Origin of the sequence: Pseudomonas sp. PS02303 (assembly GCF_029959925.1) — a bacterium.
Lineage (GTDB): Bacteria > Pseudomonadota > Gammaproteobacteria > Pseudomonadales > Pseudomonadaceae > Aquipseudomonas > Aquipseudomonas mandelii.
Map to the genome: position 1 here is coordinate 1 of NZ_JASCOM010000088.1, position 23,194 is coordinate 23,194.

The window sequence follows — 23,194 nt, forward strand, 5'->3', positions numbered from 1 at the left end:
CGATAGCGGTCTATCAATCAACAGGTCTGTTGTCTGTCCCACCGCTATCGCGAGCAGGCTCACTCCTACAGGGATTTGTGTCGGTCCTGAATGAAGTGCTCAGGCCGACATCCAGTGACTCAGTTGCTCTTCACCGCATAATCCGGCTTCTTGTCGTTACCCGAAATGAACGGGCTCCAAGGCTGGGCACGGATCGGCCCTTCGGTCTGCCACACGACGTTGAACTGACCGTCGGCCTGTATTTCGCCGATCATCACGGGCTTGTGCAGGTGGTGGTTGGTCTTGTCCATGGTCAGCGTGTAACCCGACGGCGCGGCAAAGGTCTGGCCGGCGAGCGCTTCGCGGACTTTGTCGACGTCGGTGGATTTGGCTTTCTCAGCCGCTTGCGCCCACATGTGGATGCCCACGTAAGTGGCTTCCATCGGGTCGTTGGTCACCGCTTTGTCGGCGCCCGGCAGGTTGTGTTTCTTCGCGTAGGCTTTCCAGTCGGCCACGAATTTCTTGTTCGCCGGGTTCTCGACCGACTCGAAGTAGTTCCAGGCCGCGAGGTTGCCCACCAGCGGTTTGGTGTCGATGCCACGCAGTTCTTCTTCGCCGACCGAGAACGCTACAACCGGAACGTCGGTGGCTTTCAGGCCCTGGTTGGCCAGTTCTTTATAGAACGGCACGTTGGAGTCGCCGTTGACGGTGGAAATGACCGCTGTCTTGCCACCGGCCGAGAATTTCTTGATGTTGGCCACGATGGTCTGGTAATCGCTGTGGCCGAACGGGGTGTAGACCTCTTCGATATCCTTGTCCGCTACGCCTTTGGAGTGCAGGAACGAGCGCAGAATCTTGTTGGTGGTGCGCGGATAAACGTAGTCGGTGCCCAACAGGAAGTAACGCTTGGCGCTGCCGCCTTCTTCGCTCATCAGATACTCCACCGCCGGGATCGCCTGTTGGTTCGGCGCGGCACCGGTGTAGAACACGTTCGGCGACATCTCTTCGCCTTCGTATTGCACCGGATAGAAGAGCAGGCCGTTGAGTTCTTCGAACACCGGCAACACCGATTTACGCGACACCGACGTCCAGCAACCGAACACCACGGCGACCTTGTCCTGGGTCAGCAACTGACGACCCTTTTCCGCGAACAGCGGCCAGTTCGACGCGGGGTCCACGACCACCGGTTCCAGCATCTTGCCGTTCACGCCGCCCTTGGCGTTGATCTCGTCGATGGTCATCAACGCCATGTCTTTGAGCGAGGTTTCGGAGATCGCCATGGTCCCGGACAACGAGTGCAGAATACCGACCTTGATGGTCTCGGCGGCCTGGACGGTCCAGGTCATGCCCATCGCGGCAATGCTTGCCGTGAGTGTGAAAGCCTTGATCAAGCTACGACGCTTCATTGTGCGATCTCCATGAACATTAGAATTTTTTATGGGTTGGCAGATGCGGACTACTGAAGGGTCTTTAGCAAGGGCTGTGCCTGTTCGGGAAAGGCAGGGAAATATTGAAATAGAGCCCTCGGTGAACGTGATGACGCACCAGACTGGGGCTTGATGAAGGCGCGGGTGCACCGCCGTGCGCAGCATTGGTGCCGGGTGCGGCAAAGCAAAAAAAAACGGTAGCGATATATATGTACCACCTGCCGCGCTCCGGGATCTTGATCATCGTGGCTTCTCAGTTGAGTGAGCAGCGCATGAACGGCATCTCTATCAGTACACCTTCAGCACCCCGACGCGGGGCAACCTTTCCTGCCCTGGGGCCGACCTTCATCAGCGCGGATGACGCGGCCTACTGGGCTCACCGGCAGATCGGCGCGCGCCATGACAAGACTTACGGCGGTGTGATCTTGCAGCGTGGCGACGGAAAATTTCAGCCCACATTGCCGGTGGCGGGAAGGATGAGGCATTTCGATTTCGACTTTCTGTCATCTTCTGAAAACTCCCAAGAGCTGTTTGCCCCACCCGGCTACAGGGGCGCGGCGTATTACTTGTCCCACGCGGCCAGTCACGCTGACGTCCAGCGTATTCATCCGCGCTGGACGACTGAGCAGATCACGTTGAGCCTCGGATTTTTTTCCAGAGCACATCTCCTGAGTCACATGCAGGACCCGGGCGCCTATGGCCAGCGTCATTATTTGTCGGGGCCGGATGGCTCGTTGATCAAGTACGAGTCCACTCAGCCGGCAGAGGAGGAAGAACTCATTGAGCTGGGCGTCAAGGCTTTCGGGCCGTTCTCCGACGTTGAGCAACTGATTCAGAAAGTCGCCCAGACCGGCACCCTGAGCGTACTGGTAGCCAATGCACCGTGGGGAGGCGTGCGAGGAAACGTGCCGACGAACTGGACGCTCGGTACGGCTGCGGTGAGAAGTTCGACGTCGGTACAGCCGTTTTTTTGTGCGGTGTTCGACCAGGTGGACAAGGCCATCGAAGCGGCCGCCGCCACGGTAAGCGCATCCACCGGCAGCGTTTATCTGGGGTTTGTCGTGACCTCTGCCGGCAGCGCGCAGTGCATGGCGACCTATCCGGTGCTTTCCAGCGAGCCGGCAGCCGAACTGTTCAAGTCCTTCCCGATGAATGCCGATCGCACGCTGGAGCGCCTGCTCGATTTCGACCTGAACGGCGTCTACTTCATGCCGCAGGGGGATGCGTCTCAGAGCGCCGGCGAGCCCTGGCTTTATGAGCGCTTTTTTTCACCGCAGGAGTTGGCTACGGGCATCAGGTTTTCGCTGGAAGATGTCCACCGGCAGGAGTACCCGGACTACCTCAAGGTGTACGCCCGGACCCGGGACGGCGCCGTGTTGCAATACCGACCTTCGGCGCACCTGCGTGAAGTACCGCTGGAGGACAGCGCGGATCTCAACGTGCGACTGAAGACCGGTACGCTCAAGCCTGCGGATTACATCGGACAGGTGGCAGCGGCTGGCGAGCTGACGGTGCTGAAGGACAGCGCGCTTTGGGATGTTGTCGGGATCGTGGGGCCTGACTGGCAACCCTATGCCCGGTCGAGGCGCTTGAGTCCCGCTTTCCTCATGGCGGACGATGCCGCCCGTTTTGCTCATGAATATATTGGCAGCCGGCGTGAACAGGGCTTCGTCGGGATGGTTTTGCAGGATCGAAATCAACGTTTCGTCGCCACCGAGCCGGTGTTTGCCGCAAAACGGTTTGCACTGGACAGGCTCTGCCCCCTCGACGCTACCGGGGCACCGATCGTGTTGGTCGAGGGTCACTCTTTTCATGGGCTGTACGCCTCGCGTTGGGAAGCGGATGCCGGAGCCATTGTGCGTACTGACTTGCAAGAGCAACTGATCCACGCACAAATGTTCACCACCGAAGACATTCGCTCGGTGTTCGACAAGCGTGCGCATGTTGTTGATTTCTACCTGTCCGGTTCAGCCGACGCCCTGTTGGTTTACAGCCCCGATGTATCGAAAGTGGCGGCTCGCAACCGCCTGCAACAGCGGGCGGCTGTACTCGCCGATGGCAAAACGCTGATAGACCAGGAGCTGGCGGCCGGCACACTTGAGCCCGGTGCAGTGGTCGACGAACTGGCTGGCACCGGCAGATTACGCGTGGTGGTCGGCAGCGACGTGTGGGGGCCGCGGGGAACGGTGCTGGGTGATCAGTCAAATAACGAGGCCGCCCGCACAGGCATTGCCGCTCCCGTGCTGGGGGCGATGTTTACCAGTGCCGAAGACGCCGTGTTGAACGCCCGCCATCGTGCCCGGCTCGACTACCGCGCAGCCGCGGCGGGTTGGGGATTCATCCTCAAGCACAAGGCGCGCGAGGAGTACGTGGCGACCGAAACGGTTACGCCAAGGGGCCTGGGGGCGCTGAACCAGGCGAGCGACTTTGGCGCTCCCGTATTGATCGACGAGTTCAGGACCCTCGGGCTTTATTACGCGGCAAGCTGGATGCCTAAAGGGTTATCGACCACGGAGGCCTGGTTTGCCCGGCATTTTGCGTCCATCAGCGATTTGGCTGCAGCGATCTACGACGACAAGGGCACGCAACGCCTGACGCATTTTCAGGACCTGAACATTTTTATCGCAACACTGGATGGGGCATTGTTGCGTTACCAGTACTCGGCCTCCTCAACACAACTCGACAATCAGGGTGTGCGGCAACTGACGTCAGCATTGGGCAAGGACACACGACCCTATGCCAACGTCATTCAAATGCTCGCCAAGGCCGGAGACCTGAAGGTGCTGCGCACCAGTGAGCTGTGGGACGAGCCGGGGAGTGTCGGACCTGACTGGACACCTTTCGTGCAGATCCAGCGGCGAGCCCTCAGCCCGGTCTTTGTGTCGCAGGACGATGCGGCGGACTATGCGCTGGCGCAGTTGGGCTCACGGCGTGAGCGGGTCTACGGCGGCCTGGTGCTGCGTCGCGCCGATGGTTTGTTTGTCGCAACGTTGCCGGTGGCCGTGGAGGTCGAGAACTTCCCTGCCAACTGGATTCGTCTGGATGAATTGATTGAACAGGGTTTGTTTCTGACCGGGAGTACGGTCGTCGCCCGTTACCATTCCAGAATCCCGGTCGAACCGATTTTCGCGCTGTCGAACCGCGAGCGGGACGTGTACCAGGCGATGTTTTCCACGGATTTTCTGGCGGACATTCTGACCGGTTCCGGGGGTTCCCCGTCTCTGTCGCCCGGCAAGGAATACCTGCTGGGGCTCGACGGCAGCCTGATCAGCTACACCCTCAGTGCAAGCGCCAGCGAAAAGCAACTCGCCCGGGCATTGGCGCCACCCAGCCAATTGCAGCGCCGGCATACCCCGATAGAACTGCAGATGCGCAACGGCACGCTAACACCGAGCGAGTATGTCAATCAGGTTGCAAGGGCCGGCCGGTTGCAAGTGATTCGGGGGAGCCGACTGTGGGGCGAGGCCAGGCAACTGTCGCACTGGAGTGCTTATCCGGGGATTATCTCGTCGGACGTGCATCGATTTGCCATTACCGAGCCGGCGCTCAGCCCGGTCTTCACGCAGGTAGACGATGCCATGCGCCATGTCCATCGCACGGTAGGCGCCCGTGCCAGCCTGATGTTCGGCTTTGTGCTCAAGGGACTGAACGGTGAACGGTACGTGACGACGCTGCCGATCGACGGGCGGCAAGGGCATCTCACGGTCGAGCGGGTATTTCCCCAAGGGTTGCTACCGTTGGGGTATCGAGTCGAGGGCATTTATTTGTGTCCGTCGACAAGCCCGGGACGATTGCCCCATGACGTGACGCAGAGCTTCATCTCGCCTCGGGACCTGTCCTACGGGCTGGGCGCTGTCGGTGTGCGCACGGCTGAAGGATCCACGTACCTCAACGTCTACATCTCCTGCGCCGACGGCGCCTTGTTGCGCTATGCCCCCAGGGCCAAGGCACCTGAGTGGACCCTGTTTCATGCCACGGTGGCCTACGAGAAAATCCTGCAATCAGGCCGGGAATCGCTGATTGACTACCTGCGCAAAGTCATCGCCAACGGTGAGTTGCAGGTCGTGGTGCGCAGCGCTTTCTGGTCGCCGCTCAGGGTTGATGCCCGGGGTGTCAAAACCGGCATCGAGCTGATCAAGTGGGAGCAGGACAACCGGTTTGCGCTCGGCCCCGTCTTCGCCCATGCCGATGATGCGGCTCGCTTGGCGCAGCGATTGATTGGCGAGTACGTCGGCCAACCATATCTGGGTGGCGTGCTGATCCATCAGGCGTCTTCTTCGTTCGTGGCCGTCGAGCCGCATGAGGACGGCGTCAACAGTGGGGCTGCCAGTACGCTGTTTTACTCAGGGCCGGGTGGGCCCATTGCACCGGTCACGGTGCCGGGTGCGCAGCCTTTGCCGTTGCCGGTTTTTCCGCAGGACTACAAATGGGCGGCTGTTCATCAGTTCTACAAACGCTTCAACCTGTTCGTGAAGGACCCCACCGCGTCTGATCGATTACTGATGGATAACCTGGCCTTGGCCGACCTGTGGTTCTGCAGAGACGTTGTGAAAAAGAGCGGTGTCTCCGGGGGCTGTTGCTATTTCACCGGTCGTGGCGGGGGCCTGTTCAAATTCACCCCCAGCTTCTCGCCACAGGAAACGGCCTTGTTCAACGAGGAGGCGAAGGACGGGGTCGCTGCATACCTCGCCGCGCTTGCCAGTGTCGGATTGCTTGAGGTACTGGACACCGATGGTTACTGGCGACGTCGCGGGCGATTGAATGCGACCTGGCAGCCCCCTGTGCAACCGGCGACGAAGCCAGATCGTGACGAACTGTGAAGTGCAGCGTTCATTGATCTGAGCGCCGGATGAGCCGTGCCCCCCTCCGGTTGGCATGGCTCAGCGACGCTGCATGAGGCCGATGAAAAACAACCCGCCAATCGCCGCCGTGGCCACGCCAATCGGCAAGTCCTCGGGGGCGATCAGGGTGCGCGCGGCGACGTCGACCCACACCAGAAACACGCTGCCCAGCAATACACACGCCGGTAACAATCGCCGGTGCTCGGCCCCGACCAGTCGACGGGCAATGTGCGGCACCATCAGCCCGACAAACCCGATCGACCCGCTGATCGACACCAATACGCCGGTCATCAGCGATGCAATCAGAAACACCCGCAAGCGCACGGTACGCGCATTCAAACCAAGGGTGACGGCAGTCTGTTCGCCGGCCATCAGCGCATTCAACGGTCGGGCCATGCCTAGCAGCAAGACCAATCCCAGCAACACGCTGGCGGCCGGCACCGCAAGCAACTCCCAACGCGCCAACCCGAGCCCGCCGAGCATCCAGAACATCACCGCCGAACTCGCCCGGTGGTCGCCGAGGAACAGCAGCAAATTGGCAATCGCCATCATCACGAAAGACACCGCCACGCCGCACAGCAGTAGCCGGTCACTGTCCAGACGACCGTTGCGATTGGCGATCATCAGCACGGTCAACATGCTCAGCAGCGCGCCGATAAACGCCGCGATCGGCAAGGTCAGCAGGCCGACGATTTCACCGACGTGCAGCACCACAATCACCGCGCCAAGGGTCGCACCGGAAGTGACCCCGAGCAGGTGCGGGTCGGCCAATGGATTGCGCGTCACCGCTTGCAGCACCGCGCCGATCAGCGCCAGGCCAGCACCGACCAGCGCACCGAGCAGCATGCGCGGCACGCGGATCAGCCAGACAATGTGTTCCTGCCCTGCAGTCCAGCTCACTTCACCCACACCGAACACCTTGTGCAGCAAGATCCGCCCCACCACGTCCACCGGAACCCGCGCCGGACCGAAGCCCAGCGACACCACGCACGAGACCAGCAACAGCGCGGCGAGCATCACCAGCAGCAAGACATAGCGACGATCCATCATTCGCCGTGGAAACCTTTGGCCAGGGTTTCAACCGCCAGCACGTTGTCGATGCCCGGCGTGGCCTGCACATACGGAATCACGATGAAACGCTGGTTCTTGATCGCGTCCACCGATTGCAGCGCCTTGTTGCTGAGCAGGAATTGCTCCTTCTGTTCGGCGGTGACTTCGCCGTAGTCGACGATCACGATCACCTGAGGGTTGCGCTCGACCACGTCTTCCCAGTTGACGCGGGTCCAGCTCGCCTCGACGTCGTCCAGAATGTTGCGCCCGCCCGCGGCGTCGATCAGTGCCTGCGGCATGCCGAGGCGGCCGGACGTCATGGCGCGGTCTTCACCGCTGTCGTAAAGGAAGACCCGCGGTTTATCGGCGGGCAGACCCTTGCGCACCTCGGCGACTTGCGCTTGCATTTGGGCGATCAAGGCATTGGCGCGGTCCTGCACGTCGAAGATCTTGCCGAGGTTGCGCAGGTCGTTGTAGGTGTCTTCCAGGCTGGCCGGTGGACGCTTCATGACAAAGGCGCAGGACTCGGTCAGCTCGTAGACATCGATGCCCAGCGGTTGCAACGTTTGAGGCGTGAGGTCGCCACCCACGCGCATGCCGTAATCCCAGCCGGCGAAGAAGAAGTCGACGTTGGCATTGAGCAGGGTTTCCACCGACGGGTATTTGGCTGCCAGCTCGGGCAAGCCGTCGAGGATGGTCTGCATCTCGGGCGTGACTGACTTCCAGCCGGACACGCCGCTGTAGCCGGCCATGCGCGGTTTGAGGCCAAGGGCGAGCATCATCTGGGTCATGTTGATGTCGTGGCTGACCGCGTGTTTCGGCGCCTGCGTGAAGGTCACTTCGCGGTTGCAGCTCTGGATCGTCAACGGGTAGTTCGTGGCCTCGGCCAGCGCGTGGGCACTGCCCAGCAACAGCGTGAAGCAAAGCAGGGAACGCAAAGTCATGGTTGGGTTATCCAGGTAATTCGTGGGTAGCCGTGCAAGGGGTGTTCATCGATCAGCGCTTCGACGCCGAACACGTCGCGCAGCAGCGGGGCGCTCAGGACTTCTTTCGGCGTGCCGCTGGCGACGATGCGACCGTGATGGATCACGTACAAACGATCGCAGAAAGCGGCCGCCAGATTGAGGTCGTGGATGCTGGCCAGGGTGCCGATTTTCAGGCGTTTGACCAGCTGCAACAGTTCCAGTTGATAGCGTGGGTCGAGGTGGTTGGTCGGCTCGTCGAGGATCAGCAATTGCGGTTGCTGAGCCAGGGCGCGGGCGAGGATCACACGTTGTTTTTCACCGCCGGAGAGGGTGGCGAAGGCGTGGTCTTCGAAGCCTCTGAGGCCGACGGACTCCAATGCTTGAGTTGCCAGATTCCGGTCCTCAATCGTGTCGCCACCGAACAGGCCTTTGTGCGGCGTGCGGCCCATGGCGACCACCTCGTCGACGGTCAGGCCGAAGGCATCGGGGAACTCTTGCAACACCACGGCGATGCGTTGGGCGCACCAGCGCGAGGATTGCTTCCAGACGTTGTGGTGGTCGAGCCGGACCTCGCCGCTCTCGGGCTTGCTGAAGCGATAAGCGCAGCGCAGCAGGCTGGTCTTGCCGCTGCCGTTGGGGCCGATCAACCCGACGAACTCACCGGCGGCCACCTGCAGGGACGCCTCACGCAGCTGGAACTGGTGATGGCAGTGGCCGTGGCCCAGGGGTGTCCAAGCGAGGTTTGAGAGGTTAAGCGAGGTCATGCAGTTGCTCTGAGAGAGTGGGTGATGCTGATGACGCCATTACGGGCAAGCGCGCTCCCACAGGGATCGCGCAAATCCTGGGGGAGCGGGCCTGCTGATCAAAACACTGTATTTGAGTTATACAGTAACACTAGAGATGATGCCGAGCTAAGCGCGGCAAGTCTACAGATTCGTCTAAATCGCGCATCTCGCCTGCTTCATGAAGAAGGTGAGGCCGATTCAGTTTGCCGGGTGAATCGCGAAAACAGCACACGATCCAGCACCCACACCACCACCAGCGAAGCCCCCACCAACGGAAACGCCACGGCCAGAGCGAACATGATGACCATCGCGGTTTTCCATCTCGGCAGGTCGTGGCGCAGCGGTGGAACACCGAACTTGCCTTGTGGACGACGCTTCCACCAGATCACCACGCCGCTCACCGCGCTGAGCAAAATCATCAGGCAGATCAGCAGCACGACGATCTGGTTGAACACGCCAAACATCTTGCCTTCGTGCAACATCACGCCGATCTCTGTGGCGCGGGCGACGGTCCCGTATTGCTCGTAGCGCACGTCGGCGAGGACACCGCCGGTGTACTGGTCGACATGTAAGGTGGCGTCATTGCGCGGGTCGTCCGCGAACACGGCGATGGTGAACACGCCGGTGTCGGTGGTCGGGAAGGTGATGCTGTAACCCGGCTCGACCTTGCGTTGCACGGCGATGTTCTGCACGTCTTGCAGGCTGATGGTCGGTGCGGCGGGGCCGGCTTTTGCGCCACCGTGGGCCATGTGTTCGGCGTGGTCACCGGACATCGGCATCGGCGTGTTTTCCATCGCCCACGGCACTGTCTGGCGAGTGGCAGTGTTGAGGCTGCGGGCCTCGACATCGGATTTGGGCACGTTGTCCCACATAGCCGCCGGAAACACGTTCCACACCTGCGCATATTTCTGGCCCCAGAACCCGGTCCAGGTCATGCCGCTGAGCAGCATCACCAGCAGCAACGATGCGCCCCAGAACCCGGTCACAGCATGCAAATCACGCCACAGCACCCGACCGCGACTGGTCAGGCGCGGCCACAAAATACCGGCCGCCTGGCCACGCGGCCACCACAGGAACACGCCGGAAACCACCAGCACCACGCCCCAGCCGGCCGCCAGTTCGACCAATCGATCACCGACGGTGCCGATCATCAATTCACCATGAATCGCTCGCGCCACCGCTTGCAGATTCTTCTTGGCGTCTTGCTCGCCGAGGATGTCGCCCTGATAGGGATCGACGAATACGTTGAGTTCGCTACCGCCATTGATCACGACAAACTGAGCGCTGCGCTCGGCGTTGACCGGCGGCAGGTACTGTTTGATCGTGGCGTGTGGGTACGCCTGTTTCACCCGTTTGAGCAGGTCATCGGCCGGGATGCTGTGATGCCCGGCCGGTACGTTCATCAGGCTGCCGTACATCATCGGATCGAGTTGCGGCTTGAACAGGTAGATGACGCCGGTCAAGGCCAGCATCACCATGAATGGCGCGACGAACAGACCGGCATAGAAATGCCAGCGCCAGGCCAGGTTGTAGAAATTTACTTTGGGCTGTTTCATCACGTGTGCTCCGCTTTGGCATGGTTCTTTTAGTTGTTTGTTTTGCGGTTGCTGCGCAACCGATCGCGAGCAGGCTCGCTCCCACAGGTTCTCCACTGTCCATGTGGGAGCGGGCTTGCCCGCGATACTCTTAGAAGCTCATGTCCACCTTGGTCCAGAGCGTTCGCCCCGGTTCTTTGATGGCCTGCGGGTCATTGGCCGGATAGCCAAAACCGGCGTTGCCGGCCAGGTTCAAATGCTCGGCGTAAGCCTTGCCGAACAGGTTGTCGACGCCACTGCTGACCTTCCAGTTTTTGTTGATACGGTAGGCGCCATTGAGCGAGAACACGCCAAAACCGGAGGTCTTGTCGAAGTCCTTGCCGACCACGTTGCCCTTGTTCTGGTCGATGCGGTTTTGCGCCGCGACCACTCGCCACAGGGCACCGGCACTCCAGTTGTCTTCGCTGTAGGTCAGGCCGAAACGCGCGTCCAGCGGCGGCATTTGCGGCAATGCGTTGCCTTCGCTGCTGTTCTTGCCCCAGGCGTAGGCCAGGGTCGCGTCGGCTTTCCAGTTGCTGGTCAGCTGGTAGGCCGCGCCGAGTTCGCCGCCCATGATTCGCGCGTCGATGTTCTGCGCCTGGGAGGTGGTGCCCATCATGGTCGGGGTGTAGTTGAACAAGATGTAATCGCGCACCTGGCCGACATAACCCGAGGCCCAGGCTTCGAGGTCTTCGGTCTTGTATTGCAGGCCGAAATCGAGCTGGGTGGTTTTTTCAGGCTTGATCGAATCGAAGGCATTCACCGATCCGGCGGGGCCGGACTTGGGCGAAAACAGTTCCCAGTAATCGGGGAAACGCTGGGTGTGACCGAGGCCGGCGTAGAGGGTGGTCGGACTGTCGGCGAGGTCATGCTCGTAGCGCAGGAAGCCGCTTGGCAATGTGTCGGCGCGGGTTTCGTCGGCGGTCGGGTTGGGGCGAGTCATCATCCCGGAACCGGTGGTCTGCCGGTAATCCTTGGCCGATGCACGGTCCAGGCGTGCACCAGTAATCAACCGGTCACGGTCGGCGGCGTACCAGGTCAGTTCGCTGAACACGCCGTAGTTATGGAAGTCGGCGTCCTTGGTATAGGGCAGGTCTTTGTAGGTATCGACGCCCATGCTGCCGCGTTGGCGATGCTCGTTGGTCTGCGCATCAATGCCGCTGATCAACTGCACATCGGCCCAGCGCCAAGTCGCCTTGATCCGCGCGCCGAGGGTGCGGCGGTCGACGTTGGAAGCCATTGGGCCGGCCATCATCCCGGTGCCCGATGGCGTGCGCAGCGTGTAGTTGTCCATCACGTGGTCGGCGTAGTTGTAGTAGATCTGCGCTTCGACCTTGTCCAGCACCTCGCCGATGTTCGATTTTTCGAACCGCAAGCCCAGGCTTTCACGCTTGAACTGCGAGCCGTCCATGCCGCGCCCGGCGTAACGCGCTTCACCATCGCCCTTGCCGGCGGTCAGCTCCAGCAGGGTGTCGGCGTCCGGCGTCCAGCCGAGCGCCACGTCACCGTTCCATTTGTCGTAGCGCGACGGCACGGTGTCGTTGTTGCCGTCCTTGTAGTCGTCGGCGTGCGCGGTGTTGCCGATCACGCGCACGTAGCCCAGCGGCCCGCCGGCAGCGGCGTCCACCACTTTGTCAAAACGGCCGTTGGAGCCGGCCAACACGCTGGCGTTCACGCGGGTACCGAGTTCGCCGAAGCTTTCCGGTTCACGCTCGAACAAGATCGTGCCCGCCGATGCGCCCGGTCCCCACAGTACGGTTTGCGGACCTTTGATGACGGTGAGTTTGTCGTAGGTTTCCGGCGAGATGTAGGAGGTGGGCGCGTCCATCCGGCCGGGGCAGGCGCCGAGCAATTGGCCGCCGTTGGTGAGGATGTTCAGTCGCGAACCGAACATGCCGCGCAGCACCGGATCACCGTTGGTGCCGCCGTTGCGTACCAGGGCGAAGCCGGGGATGGTTTTCAGGTAGTCGCCACCGTCGCTGGCCGGAACGGGTTGGCGCGGGTCCTTGGGGTTGGTGACGATGGTCAGCGGCGAACTCGGGGCAATGGCGGTGATCACCGTCGGGCTCAGTTCTTCACCGTGGCCCGCGTGTTCGTTGGCCAGCACCGTGGATGTCAGCAATGCGCTGCAAAGGACGGCGGTGGCGTGCCTGAAACGAATACTCGATTCGTTCGGGGCAAAAGAAGCTTGGGCAGGGCTCAAGCGTGTGTCAGCAGCAAACCTGGACATGACAATTTCCATCGAGCAGTCGTAAACGACACGGCGGACAGCCTGTGGCTGTCTGCAAAACCGTGTGAAATCAGAGGTGCGTGTTTACGCGACGATGGGTGGGGCGCGGGTTCGGGCGCCGGGGAAGACGGTGTGCCGGGCATGGCCCAGGCGAGGGGAGGAAGTGGTAAAGGTGGTGGCTGTTGGTGTGTCGAACGCGACGAAGGTCTGGCCGCCGGTCAGCGCCGGGCAATTGAACAGCAGGCTGCAATAGCCGCATTTTTCCCAGAGCGCGTGGTGCGAGGCTTTGGGCGGGCAGTGCTCGGCGGCGGGTTGCGCGCCGTGGTTGGCGTGCTCCATGGCCGACATGTCCATGCTCATGTCCATCGGCATGCTCATCGACATCGACGAGGCGCGTTGATCCATCGGCATCGACTGAGAAATCAGCGGGCCGATAAAGATCATCAGCATGGCGAACAGGCTGATCCAGCTGCCGTGCGTCAGGCTTGACGACTGACGACGGTGTGCGGATGACCTGGCGCTAAGCGGGCGCATGGGGGTGTTCAGCTCAGTGGATTTACTGGGCGTGGGTGTGCATCTGCATGACTTCTGGTGGCTTCTTCTGCACCGCGACTTCGACCGTCACGTCACCGGATTTTTCGAAGTGCAGGGTCAGCGGGAAACGCTTGCCGTCGCTCAGCAGGCTGCGGTCTTTCAGATTCACCAGCATCACGTGATAGGCCATTGGCGCAAACGTGACGTTGCCACCGGCAGGAATCTCGACGCTCGGCACTTGCTGCATTTTCATCAGGTCGTTTTGCATGATGTGCTCATGCAATTGCGCTTCACTGGCAATCGGCGAGTCGACGCTGAGCAGGCGGTCGGCGGCTTTTCCGGTGTTCTGAATAACAAAATAGGCCGCTACGGTTGGCGCGTTGGGCGGCAACTCCTGGGACCACGGGTGAGCGATCTGCAGTTCGCCGACCTTGTATTCGTGGGCATTGGCAAAGCAGGCAGGCAGCAGCAACGCAGCCAGAACGATGAGTTTGTTCAACATGGCAGTTCTCCAGAGCGATTCAAGACGCAGTTCAATTGCGAGAAGGAATCACACCAGAGGGGACGCGCGGGGGTTGAGGCTCGGCCATTGCTGGCGCGGGGTGGGGGTGTCGAGAGCGGTGGCAGGCACGCTTCGATTGGCTTCGAAACGAGCGAAATACAGTTGTGGCGCATGCCCTGGCAACGCCACCAACGGCGCGGAACCTGAACAGCACCAGCAATGTTGCATGTTGGAATGGTCGTCGTTCTGCGGGGCTTTTTGCTCAAGGTCGCCCAGGGAAATCGCCACCATCTTCGTGCCGCTGGACGTACAGAAACTGCCCCACAACAATTGCTCGGCGGGTGATTTCGCCGACTGCGCCATGGCTCCGGTCATCGGCATGGCGAGCATGTTGAACAGCACTGCGAAGCAGGCGATCCAGGCAATTGCTAGCCGTTGTCGGGACATGGGACACAATCCGTTGGGTGGGCGATCAGTCGCGGCTATTTAGCCTGATCAGGGCCGATAAGTAAAAAAGCGGCGTGCGGTGTGGTGTCGCAGTGCACTTTCAAAAGAGTGTAGTGGCTCTGATTCGAAATGCCGGATGAATTGCGGTCGGCATACAACCCTGTGGCGAGGGAGCTTGCTCCCGTTGGACTGCGCAGCTGTCCTCTTTTTTTGGGGGGGGGATTAAGGCCGCTTCGCCCGAACGCGGACCGGCCCAACGGGAGCAAGCTCCCTCGCCACAATTACTTAGGCGTCCGGCAGATTGCATTCCGCCAGTGCAGCAAACAACTCACTCACCGATCCAAACTCCCGATCCACACCCGGCAACACCGGCCGCTGCAACACAATCACCGGCACCCCACGCTCCCGCGCCACTTCCAGTTTCGGTTCGGTCGCGGTGCTGCCGCTGTTCTTGCTGATCAGCACATCAATCTGCCGACGTTCAAACAGCTCCCGTTCATCCTCGATCAGAAACGGCCCGCGCGCGCCGATGACTTCGCAGCGTTCGTTGCCCAGGTAATCGTCCAGTGCGCGCAAGGTCCAGAATTGCTCCGGCGGGATTTCGTGCAGGTGCTGCAACGGTTCGCGGCCGAGGGTGAACAGCGGTCGGCGGAAGGGTTTCAGGGCTTCGATCAGTTCGACCCAATCTTTGACGTCGCGCCAGTCGTCCCCGGCCTGTGGCTGCCAGGCAGGACGGCGTAACGCCCAGCATGCAATGCCGCTCAGCTGCGCGGCGGCCTTGGCGTTGTGGCTGATTTGTGCAGCATAGGGGTGGGTCGCGTCCAGCAGCAGATCGATCCCTTCATCGCGAATGAACTGCGCCAGGCCTTCGGCACCGCCGTAGCCGCCAACGCGCACCTGGCAGGTCAGGTCCGTCGGCACGCGACCGACACCGGCCAGGCTATAGATGTGTTCCGGCCCCAGCGTGCGGGCGATGGCCAAGGCTTCGGTCACGCCGCCCAGCAGCAAAATACGCTTCATCGAAAAGCCCCTGCATGGCCGACAATTCCGCCCTGGCGATCGATGGCAAAGACTTCAACCTGAACCTGCGCCGGCACCACGCTGCGGGCGAAGTCCAACGCGTGCTGACACACCGCATCTCCAAGGGCGATGCCCGCCGCGCTGGCCATCGCCAAGGCTTGCTGGCTGGTATTGGCGTCGCGAATGCCTTGCTGCAGCGCCTTGTCGGCGCCCATTGTGGCGGCCCATTCGGCCAGTTGCGGCAGGTCGATGCTGGAATGCCGGCTGTGCAAATCCATGTGCCCGGCCGCCAGTTTGCTGATCTTGCCGAAGCCGCCGCACAGGCTGAGTTTATCCACCGGCACTTTGCGCAAGTGTTTGAGCACAGCGCCGACGAAGTCGCCCATTTCGATCAGGGCGATTTCCGGCAGGTCGTAGACGCGGCGCATGGTGTCCTCGCTGGCGTTGCCGGTACAGGCGGCGATGTGCAGGTAACCGTTGGTTTTGGCCACATCGATACCTTGGTGGATCGAGGCGATGTAAGCCGCACAGGAAAACGGCCGGACGATGCCGCTGGTGCCGAGGATCGACAACCCGCCCAGAATGCCCAGTCGTGGGTTCATGGTTTTCAAGGCTAGCGCCTCGCCGTCCTCGACGCTGACCGTGACCTCGAAACCGCCGCTATAGCCGAGTTCTTCGGCCAACAACGTCAGGTGCTCGGTGATCATTTTGCGCGGCACCGGGTTGATCGCGGGCTCGCCGACGCCCAGCACCAGCCCCGGCCGGGTGACTGTGCCGACGCCACGCCCGGCGCTGAAACGGATACCCGGCTCGCCGCGCAGTCGCACCTGGGAATACAGCAACGCGCCATGGGTCACGTCGGGGTCATCCCCGGCATCCTTGATCGTCCCGGCTTCGGCGCCGTCGTCGATCAGGCGGCAGAATTCCAGGCGCATCCGCACCTGCTTGCCCTTGGGCAGCACGATCTCCACGGCGTCAGCGCTCATCCCGCCCAATAACAAACGGGCCGCTGCCAGACTGGTCGCGGTGGCGCAACTGCCCGTGGTCAGGCCGCTGCGCAGCGGGGCGGGTTGTTCGGCGGTTTCGTCACGCATCGAGGGGCTTCGTCACGTCCAGCAAGGTAATCGGCAGCGCCTGACGCCAGGTGTCGAACTCCCCCAGCGGCTGGGCCTGGGCAACGTGAATGCGGGTCAGCTCGCCGCCGTGGCGTTCGCGCCAGGTCATCAGGGTGACTTCGCTTTGCAACGTGACGGCGTTGGCGATCAATCGGCCGCCGGGTTTGAGTTGCGCCCAGCAGGTGTCGAGCACACCTTCACGGGTGACCCCGCCACCGATAAAAATCGCATCCGGGAGTTCGAGCCCGGCCAGGGCCTGCGGCGCACTGCCGCGAATCAATTGCAGACCGGGCACGCCGAGGGCATCGCGATTGTGTTCGATCAACAGCTGCCGACCTTCATCGGCTTCGATGGCCAGCGTGCGGCAACTGGGGTGGGCGCGCATCCATTCGATGCCGATCGAGCCGCTGCCGGCGCCGACATCCCACAGCAGTTCGCCGGGTACCGGGGCCAGGCGCGCAAGGGTGATCGCGCGGACGTCGCGTTTGGTCAGTTGACCGTCGTGCTGGAAGGCCGAGTCTGGCAGGCCGGCCAGTCGCGAGAGCCGCAGGGTGTCCGGCGCGGCGATGCATTCGATGGCGATCAGGTTCAGATCGGCGACCGCTGGATCGTTCCAGTCATTGGCCACCCCATCGATGCGTCGTTCGTTTGCGCCGCCCAAATGTTCCAGCACGCTGAGACGGCTCGGACCGAAACCGCGTTCACGCAACAATGCCGCAACGGCGGCCGGGCTTTGGCCATCGTTGCTCAGCACCAGCAAACGCACGCCGCTGAACAACTGCGCGTTCAGTGCGGCGAGGGGCCGGGCTACCACCGAAAGCGTCACCACCTCCTGCAAGGGCCAGCCCATTCGCGCCGCCGCGAGTGAGCAGGAGGAGGGCGCGGGCAGGATCAGCATTTCAGCGTCAGGCACTTGCCGGGCCAGGCTGGCGCCGACGCCGAAGAACATCGGATCACCGCTGGCCAGCACGCAGACCGGTTCGCCACGCAGCGCCAGAACGGGGTCAAGGGAAAACGGACTGGGCCACAACTGCCGCTCGCCACGAATGCACGCTGGCAACAAATTCAGTTGCCGCTGGCCGCCGAAGATTCGCGAGGCGCCCAACAGGGCGCGCCGGGCATTCTTGCCCAGGCCCTTGAAGCCGTCTTCACCGATTCCCACAACCGTTAGCCAGGGTGCCATGCCGTTCCTTAATCCAGGGTTCATGTTCAAGGGCGGCATGATAACGCGGCTTCTGTTATCTGGCGCTGCTCCATTGCCGGAGCAGGCGGCGTTTTTTTGAAAACTTATGTGGTTGAAAACTTGTTTGGTGTTGGGTTGGTTTTGTTATTTTTGTTTTTGGGTCAAGTTTAAAATTTGCTGTAAGGCATGCTTGATTTGTTTTCGAATAACTACTTTTCAAGTTAGATGGATAGTCGCCTTTATGGCGTTAATGGATATGGATATGACTGTGATAACGGATGATATGAAACATAATGCAGCCTTGGTGGGGGATATCTTGCTGACCGGTGTTCAAGGACAGTCGCGCGAGGATTATCGTTTCGCATTGAATTGTACTTATCTGGCACAGCGGCAAGCGGACAATACTTACAACAGCGCAATCCGGCCCGGACGCTGGATCGATTATTACGCCGATGTACTGTGGTCGCATGGCTGGAATCGTGATCATCCGCCGATTGAGCATGTTCAAACGCAGTTTTATGGAAGTGTGCGGCAGGTCTGGTCGAAGCTGGCTTCTCCTATTCTCAGCCGTGACCAGGTGGAAGGGGTGAATCTGGGACTTGCTGCACTGGAAAAAGACGTTGAACTGTTAAAGAAGGTCAAGGGGGTGAGTGGGAAGGCCTTCGACTTTAAGATAATGCCGATTAGCTACAACGCAAATGGGGATATGGAGTTAGTGGTCAGTAATATCAGGTTCATCAAGTCAAGCATGAATACCGAATACCTTTTTTGGGATATATCGCAAGTCATGAATCAGCTGGATGTCCTGGCTCGAAAGGTAGTGATCTCACGGCGGGTAATGGACGCTCGTCGATCCAGCGTGGAAGAGGCGCTGGCAGGCATTAAATTCAACTTCGAGGACTATGAGCTGTAAACCGCCCAAGGGACGGGGGAGTCGTTACGCTTTCGGAAGGCCTGAAACACGAATTCCGACCGGCAGGCATTTTCATGCGCTCGGGCAAAGCAGGCATAATGGCGACCTTTCGCCCACCACGGCGCTGCCAGCCAGCCGGTCCATCCCTTGAACGAACGCCCGATGTCCACCGCTTTACGCCCCTCGGCCTGTCCGGGGTTGTTGCGTATCGTCCAGGCACTGGACGGCGGCATCTGCCGGATCAAGTTGAATGGCGGTTCGATCAGCGCGGCTCAGGCCGAAGCGGTGGCGAATGCGGCCGAGCATTTCGCCGGCGGAGTGATCGAGGCAACCAACCGCGCCAACCTGCAGATTCGCGGGATCGGCAGTGAGCACGCTGCCTTGATCGACAGCCTGATGGCGGCCGGACTCGGCCCGACCAGCGCGGCGGGCGATGACGTGCGCAATCTGATGCTCAGCCCCGGCGCAGGCATTGATCGGCAGATGCTGATCGATACGCGCCCGCTGGCTGAACAGATCCTCGCCACGCTGCAAAGCGATGAACGCTTTCACGACCTCAGCGCCAAGTTTGCGGTGCAACTGGATGGCGGCGAAGGGCTGGCAATGCTCGAACACTCGCATGATCTTTGGTTGTCCGCTGCTGAGCGCGACGGTGAGCGAGTGTTTGTGTTCGGCCTGGCGGGTTGCCTTGTCGACCTGCCCGCAGGCGCGGTGTCGCTGGAGCAGGGGCATGCGCTGGTAGTTGCGGTGCTGGAGCTGTTTCTGGAGCTGGCGCGCCCCGAGCAGACCCGCATGCGACACCTGCTCGCCGAATGTTCGCTCGACGTGTTTCTCGCGCGTCTCGCCGAGCGAGTGCCGTTGATGCCCATCGAGGGGTGGCGGCGCGAGGCAAATCCAGATGCGGTGCACATCGGCGCTCATCCACAGCGTGATGCCGGTCGTGTCTACATCGGCGCAGTGCCGCCGCTGGGCCGCCTCGACCCGGCGATGCTCCGAGGCGCTGCACAACTGGCCCGCGAACAGGGCGACGGCACGCTGCGTTTCACGCCCTGGCAAAGCCTCTTGGTGCCCGGCGTCCATGGCAGCAAGGCGCCTCACGTTATCCACAGCCTTGAACACCTCGGCCTGCGCTGCTCGGCCGACGATGCCCTGGCGCATCTCATCGCCTGTACCGGCTCGACCGGCTGCGGCAAAGGCCTGGCTGACACCAAGGGCGATGCCCGGCAACTGGCGACGCTGTTGCAACGTCACGGCCAGACGCTGAACGTGCACCTGTCCGGCTGCCCGCGTTCCTGCGCGGCGGCGCACATCGCGCCGGTCACGTTGCTGGCGGTTTCTTCCGGTCATTACGACCTCTATTTTCGCGATGCAGCGCAGCCGGGTTTCGGCGCGCTGCACGCACGCAATCTTACTATTGAAGCGGTCGCGGCCTTGCTCGACGCCCGCTCACGGAGCCCCTTAGATGCTTGATTACATCCGCGACGGTCAGGAGATCTATCGCAACTCCTTCGCGATCATTCGTGCCGAGGCCAACCTCGAGCGAATCCCGGCCGATCTGGAAAAACTCGCGGTGCGGGTGATCCACGCCTGCGGCATGGTCGACGCCATCGACGGCCTGCAATTTTCGCAAGGCGCGGGCAAGGCCGGGCGTGAGGCGCTCGCCGCCGGTGCGCCGATCCTGTGCGACGCACGGATGGTCAGCGAAGGCGTGACCCGCACGCGGTTGCCGGCCAACAACGAAGTGATTTGCACCCTGCGCGATGAAAGCGTTCCGGAACTGGCCCGAGAGTTGGGCAACACCCGTTCCGCCGCCGCCCTGGAGCTGTGGCGTCCGCATCTGGAAGGCAGCGTGGTGGTGATCGGCAACGCCCCGACCGCGCTGTTCTATCTGTTGGAAATGCTCGATGCCGGCGCCCCCAAGCCGGCGCTGATCCTCGGCTTTCCGGTCGGCTTCGTCGGCGCTGCCGAATCCAAGGCAGCGCTGGCGGCCGACAGTCGCGGCGTGCCGTTTGTCATCATGCAAGGCCGGCTGGGCGGCAGCGCCATGGCCGCCGCCGCCGTCAATGCCCTCGCCACGGAGATCGAATGATGCAGCAGCCTGGACGCTTGATCGGCCTGGGCGTCGGCCCCGGTGACCCGGAGCTGATTACCGTCAAAGCCCTGCGCTTGCTGCGCGAGTCGCCCGTGGTGGCGTACTTCGTCGCCAAGGGTAAAAAGGGCAACGCCTTCGGCATCATCGAAGCGCATTTGCAGGACGCACAAACGCTGCTGCCGCTGGTGTATCCGGTGACCACTGAAGCGTTGCCGGCGCCGCTGTCTTATGAGCAAGTGATCAGCGATTTCTACGATGCGGCGGGCGAAGAACTCGCCGCGCATCTGGATGCCGGTCGAGACGTGGCGGTGATCTGCGAAGGTGATCCCTTCTTCTACGGCTCCTACATGTACTTGCACGATCGTCTGGCCGAACGGTACGAAGCCGAAGTGGTGCCGGGTGTGTGCTCCATGCTCGGCGGCGCTTCGGTGCTGGGCGCGCCGTTGGTGTATCGCAATCAGAGCCTGTCGGTACTCTCGGGCGTATTGCCGCACGAGGACCTCAAGCGTCGTCTGGCCGATGCCGATGCGGCGGTGATCATGAAGCTGGGACGCAACTTTCCCAAGGTCCGTCAGGTGCTCGAAGAGCTGGGGCTGGTGGAGCGGGCGCTGTACGTCGAGCGCGCGACCATGGCCAATCAGAAGATCGTGCCGCTGGATCAGGTCGAGCCGATGTCCTCGCCGTACTTCTCGTTGATCATCGTTCCCGGCGAACGGTGGCAAGGTTGATGGCCCGTCCAGTTCCGGCGATTGTCATTCTTGGCAATGGCAGCCTCGCGACCGCACGCAAGCTCCAGCAGGTCTACCCCGGCGCCTTGATTCATGGCCTGGCTGGACGGGTTGAAGGCGCGGACCGTGTCTATCACGAGTTTGGCGCGACCGTGCGCGAGTTCTATCAGCAGGACACGCCGATCATTGCCTTGTGCGCGGCCGGGATCGTGATCCGCACCCTGGCGCCGTTACTGCTGGAGAAGGGCGCCGAGCCGCCCGTGCTGGCCGTGGCCGAAGACGGCAGTGCCGTGGTGCCGCTGCTGGGTGGCCTCGGTGGCGTGAACGTCATGGCGCGGGAGATTGCTGCCGGTCTTGAGGTGGCGGCGGCGATCACCACCAGCGGTGAACTGCGCTTCGGCACCTGCCTGCTCAATCCACCCAGCGGCTACGCCCTCGGCGATCTGGAACTGGGCAAACGTTTTGTCTCGGATCTGCTCGCCGGCCAAAGTGTGCGCATCGAAGGCACCGCGCCGTGGCTGGCGCAAGCGCAGCTGCCGGAAGATCCGCAGGCGCCGTTGTCGATTCATGTCGGCAGTGCCGAGCGCACGCCAGCGGCCAATGAATTGCTGATCTACCCGCGCAGTGTGCTGGTGGCGGTGAACGCCGAGGTGGCGGATCTGCCGAACGCGATTCGCGGGGCGCTGCATCAGGCAAACATCGCCGTGCAATCGCTGGCGTGCCTGCTGGCCAGCGATCTGCACATGGCCAACCCTGCGTTACGCGACGCGGCGCTTGAGCTGGGTGTGCCGCTGCGGTTTGCCTCGGTCAGCGGCGGCGTCAGCGAGCTGGCCCGCGACACCGCGCCGAACGCTACCGTCGTGGCGGCGGATACGGGCATCGCGATCGCGGTGGCCAGTCAGCCACTGGAGGTTGCACAGATCGGGCGTGCGCGCGGTCGTCTGGCCGTGATCGGCCTGGGCCCTGGCGCCGCCGAACTGATGGTGCCGGCGGTGAAGGATGAACTGGCGCGCGCTAATGACGTGCTGGGTTATGAAACCTACGTGCGCATGGCCGGGCCATTTCGCGAGGATCAAGTGCTGCATTGCACCGACAACCGCGAAGAAATGCAGCGCGCTCGCCACGCCTTTGAACTGGCGGCCCAAGGGCGGTCGGTGGTGGTGGTTTCGTCGGGAGATCCGGGCGTATTCGCCATGGCGGCCGCCGTGCTCGAAGCGCTGCACGAGTCGAGTGAGCCGGGTTGGCACAACGTCGATCTGGAGATTCTTCCAGGCGTCTCCGCATCCCTGGCAACGGCCGCCCAGGCCGGCGCGCCATTGGGGCACGACTTCTGCGTGATGTCCCTGTCGGACAACCTCAAGCCTTGGGCAATCATCGAGAAGCGGCTGGACCTGGCGTCTCAGGCCGACCTGGCGCTGGCGTTCTACAACCCGATCTCTCGGTCGCGTCCTTGGCAACTGGGTCGGGCACTGGAGATTGTCGCGCAGCACCGCACCGCTGAAACGCCAGTGGTGTTGGGGCGGGACATTGGTCGTCCAGGCCAGACATTGCGTGTCACCACGCTGGGTGATCTGACCCCCGATCAGGTCGACATGCGCACCATGGTGCTGGTCGGCTCTTCCACCACCTGCGTGTTCCCGCGTGCCGAGGGTGGCCAGTGGGTGTATACGCCTCGTTGGTACGGCGACAAGCCAGCCGGGTAAGTCTTGGCGGCCAGCGGTGCTGGCCGCAGTTCCGCCCCCCTTCCAGTGCGTAAGATTTTTCACCCCCCATCGACCGAAAGATTCCTAGATGCCCGCCGTACTTTAA

The 23,194-nt window shown here is 61.9% G+C and carries 18 protein-coding genes; 6 read left to right on the plus strand and 12 right to left on the minus strand.

Features of this window, described 5'->3' with window-relative positions; genetic code table 11:
* Window positions 1–119 precede the first annotated feature (119 nt).
* On the minus strand, window positions 120–1,385 hold the full coding sequence (gene urtA / locus QMX98_RS18815) for an urea ABC transporter substrate-binding protein (RefSeq protein WP_010463931.1): 1,266 nt from the start codon (window positions 1,383–1,385) through the stop codon (window positions 120–122).
* Window positions 1,386–1,615: 230 nt separating this feature from the next.
* On the opposite strand from urtA, the gene QMX98_RS18820 reads away from it, so the two are divergent.
* A complete protein-coding gene (locus QMX98_RS18820; RefSeq protein WP_282411224.1) occupies window positions 1,616–6,226 on the plus strand; it encodes a hypothetical protein in 4,611 nt (1,536 codons plus the stop codon).
* Window positions 6,227–6,286: 60 nt separating this feature from the next.
* Here QMX98_RS18820 and QMX98_RS18825 read toward each other — a convergent pair whose 3' ends face one another.
* The 11 genes from QMX98_RS18825 to cbiE all read right to left on the minus strand — a co-directional run bounded on the left by QMX98_RS18825 (window position 6,287) and on the right by cbiE (window position 17,652).
* Window positions 6,287–7,297: an iron ABC transporter permease gene (locus tag QMX98_RS18825; RefSeq protein WP_102594500.1), complete on the minus strand. Its 1,011-nt coding sequence runs from the start codon at window positions 7,295–7,297 to the stop codon at window positions 6,287–6,289.
* Entirely contained in the window at window positions 7,294–8,241 is a 948-nt protein-coding gene (locus QMX98_RS18830; RefSeq protein ID WP_282411225.1) for an ABC transporter substrate-binding protein, read from the minus strand. The genes QMX98_RS18825 and QMX98_RS18830 overlap by 4 nt, the downstream gene beginning before the upstream one ends.
* Window positions 8,238–9,026, minus strand: coding sequence for an ABC transporter ATP-binding protein (locus tag QMX98_RS18835; protein WP_083375155.1), 789 nt, complete (start codon window positions 9,024–9,026; stop codon window positions 8,238–8,240). Before QMX98_RS18835 ends, QMX98_RS18830 begins: the two co-directional genes overlap by 4 nt.
* Window positions 9,027–9,223: 197 nt before the next feature.
* A complete protein-coding gene (locus tag QMX98_RS18840; RefSeq protein ID WP_282411226.1) occupies window positions 9,224–10,603 on the minus strand; it encodes a PepSY domain-containing protein in 1,380 nt (459 codons plus the stop codon).
* A 130-nt stretch (window positions 10,604–10,733) separates the two neighbouring features.
* Window positions 10,734–12,851, minus strand: a complete 2,118-nt coding sequence (locus tag QMX98_RS18845) for a TonB-dependent copper receptor (RefSeq protein ID WP_077748958.1) — start codon at window positions 12,849–12,851, stop codon at window positions 10,734–10,736.
* Between the two features lie 84 nt (window positions 12,852–12,935).
* Window positions 12,936–13,385, minus strand: coding sequence for a DUF2946 domain-containing protein (locus tag QMX98_RS18850; RefSeq protein ID WP_282411227.1), 450 nt, complete (start codon window positions 13,383–13,385; stop codon window positions 12,936–12,938).
* Window positions 13,386–13,407: 22 nt separating this feature from the next.
* On the minus strand, window positions 13,408–13,887 hold the full coding sequence (locus QMX98_RS18855; RefSeq protein ID WP_282411228.1) for a copper chaperone PCu(A)C: 480 nt from the start codon (window positions 13,885–13,887) through the stop codon (window positions 13,408–13,410).
* Between the two features lie 48 nt (window positions 13,888–13,935).
* Window positions 13,936–14,334 carry a DUF2946 domain-containing protein gene (locus QMX98_RS18860; protein WP_010463920.1) on the minus strand — a complete coding sequence of 133 codons (399 nt, stop codon included), beginning with the start codon at window positions 14,332–14,334 and terminating at the stop codon, window positions 13,936–13,938.
* Between the two features lie 285 nt (window positions 14,335–14,619).
* Window positions 14,620–15,354 carry a cobalt-precorrin-6A reductase gene (locus tag QMX98_RS18865; protein WP_282411229.1) on the minus strand — a complete coding sequence of 245 codons (735 nt, stop codon included), beginning with the start codon at window positions 15,352–15,354 and terminating at the stop codon, window positions 14,620–14,622.
* On the minus strand, window positions 15,351–16,448 hold the full coding sequence (locus tag QMX98_RS18870; protein ID WP_282411230.1) for a cobalt-precorrin-5B (C(1))-methyltransferase: 1,098 nt from the start codon (window positions 16,446–16,448) through the stop codon (window positions 15,351–15,353). Before QMX98_RS18870 ends, QMX98_RS18865 begins: the two co-directional genes overlap by 4 nt.
* Window positions 16,441–17,652, minus strand: a complete 1,212-nt coding sequence (cbiE, locus tag QMX98_RS18875) for a precorrin-6y C5,15-methyltransferase (decarboxylating) subunit CbiE (protein ID WP_282411231.1) — start codon at window positions 17,650–17,652, stop codon at window positions 16,441–16,443. Before cbiE ends, QMX98_RS18870 begins: the two co-directional genes overlap by 8 nt.
* A 241-nt stretch (window positions 17,653–17,893) precedes the next feature.
* Here cbiE and QMX98_RS18880 point away from each other — a divergent pair, with 241 nt between their 5' ends.
* From QMX98_RS18880 to cobJ, 5 genes are all read left to right on the plus strand, one after another.
* Window positions 17,894–18,565, plus strand: coding sequence for a hypothetical protein (locus QMX98_RS18880; protein WP_010463916.1), 672 nt, complete (start codon window positions 17,894–17,896; stop codon window positions 18,563–18,565).
* A 162-nt stretch (window positions 18,566–18,727) separates the two neighbouring features.
* Window positions 18,728–20,035 (plus strand): precorrin-3B synthase, encoded by a 1,308-nt coding sequence (gene cobG, locus QMX98_RS18885; RefSeq protein ID WP_282411232.1) that lies wholly within the window; start codon window positions 18,728–18,730, stop codon window positions 20,033–20,035.
* Complete coding sequence (locus QMX98_RS18890) at window positions 20,028–20,654, plus strand: precorrin-8X methylmutase (RefSeq protein WP_010463912.1); 627 nt, start codon at window positions 20,028–20,030, stop codon at window positions 20,652–20,654. Before cobG ends, QMX98_RS18890 begins: the two co-directional genes overlap by 8 nt.
* Window positions 20,654–21,385: a precorrin-2 C(20)-methyltransferase gene (locus tag QMX98_RS18895; protein ID WP_282411234.1), complete on the plus strand. Its 732-nt coding sequence runs from the start codon at window positions 20,654–20,656 to the stop codon at window positions 21,383–21,385. Before QMX98_RS18890 ends, QMX98_RS18895 begins: the two co-directional genes overlap by 1 nt.
* Window positions 21,385–23,088: a precorrin-3B C(17)-methyltransferase gene (gene cobJ / locus QMX98_RS18900; RefSeq protein ID WP_282411233.1), complete on the plus strand. Its 1,704-nt coding sequence runs from the start codon at window positions 21,385–21,387 to the stop codon at window positions 23,086–23,088. Before QMX98_RS18895 ends, cobJ begins: the two co-directional genes overlap by 1 nt.
* The last annotated feature ends 106 nt before the right edge of the window (window positions 23,089–23,194 follow it).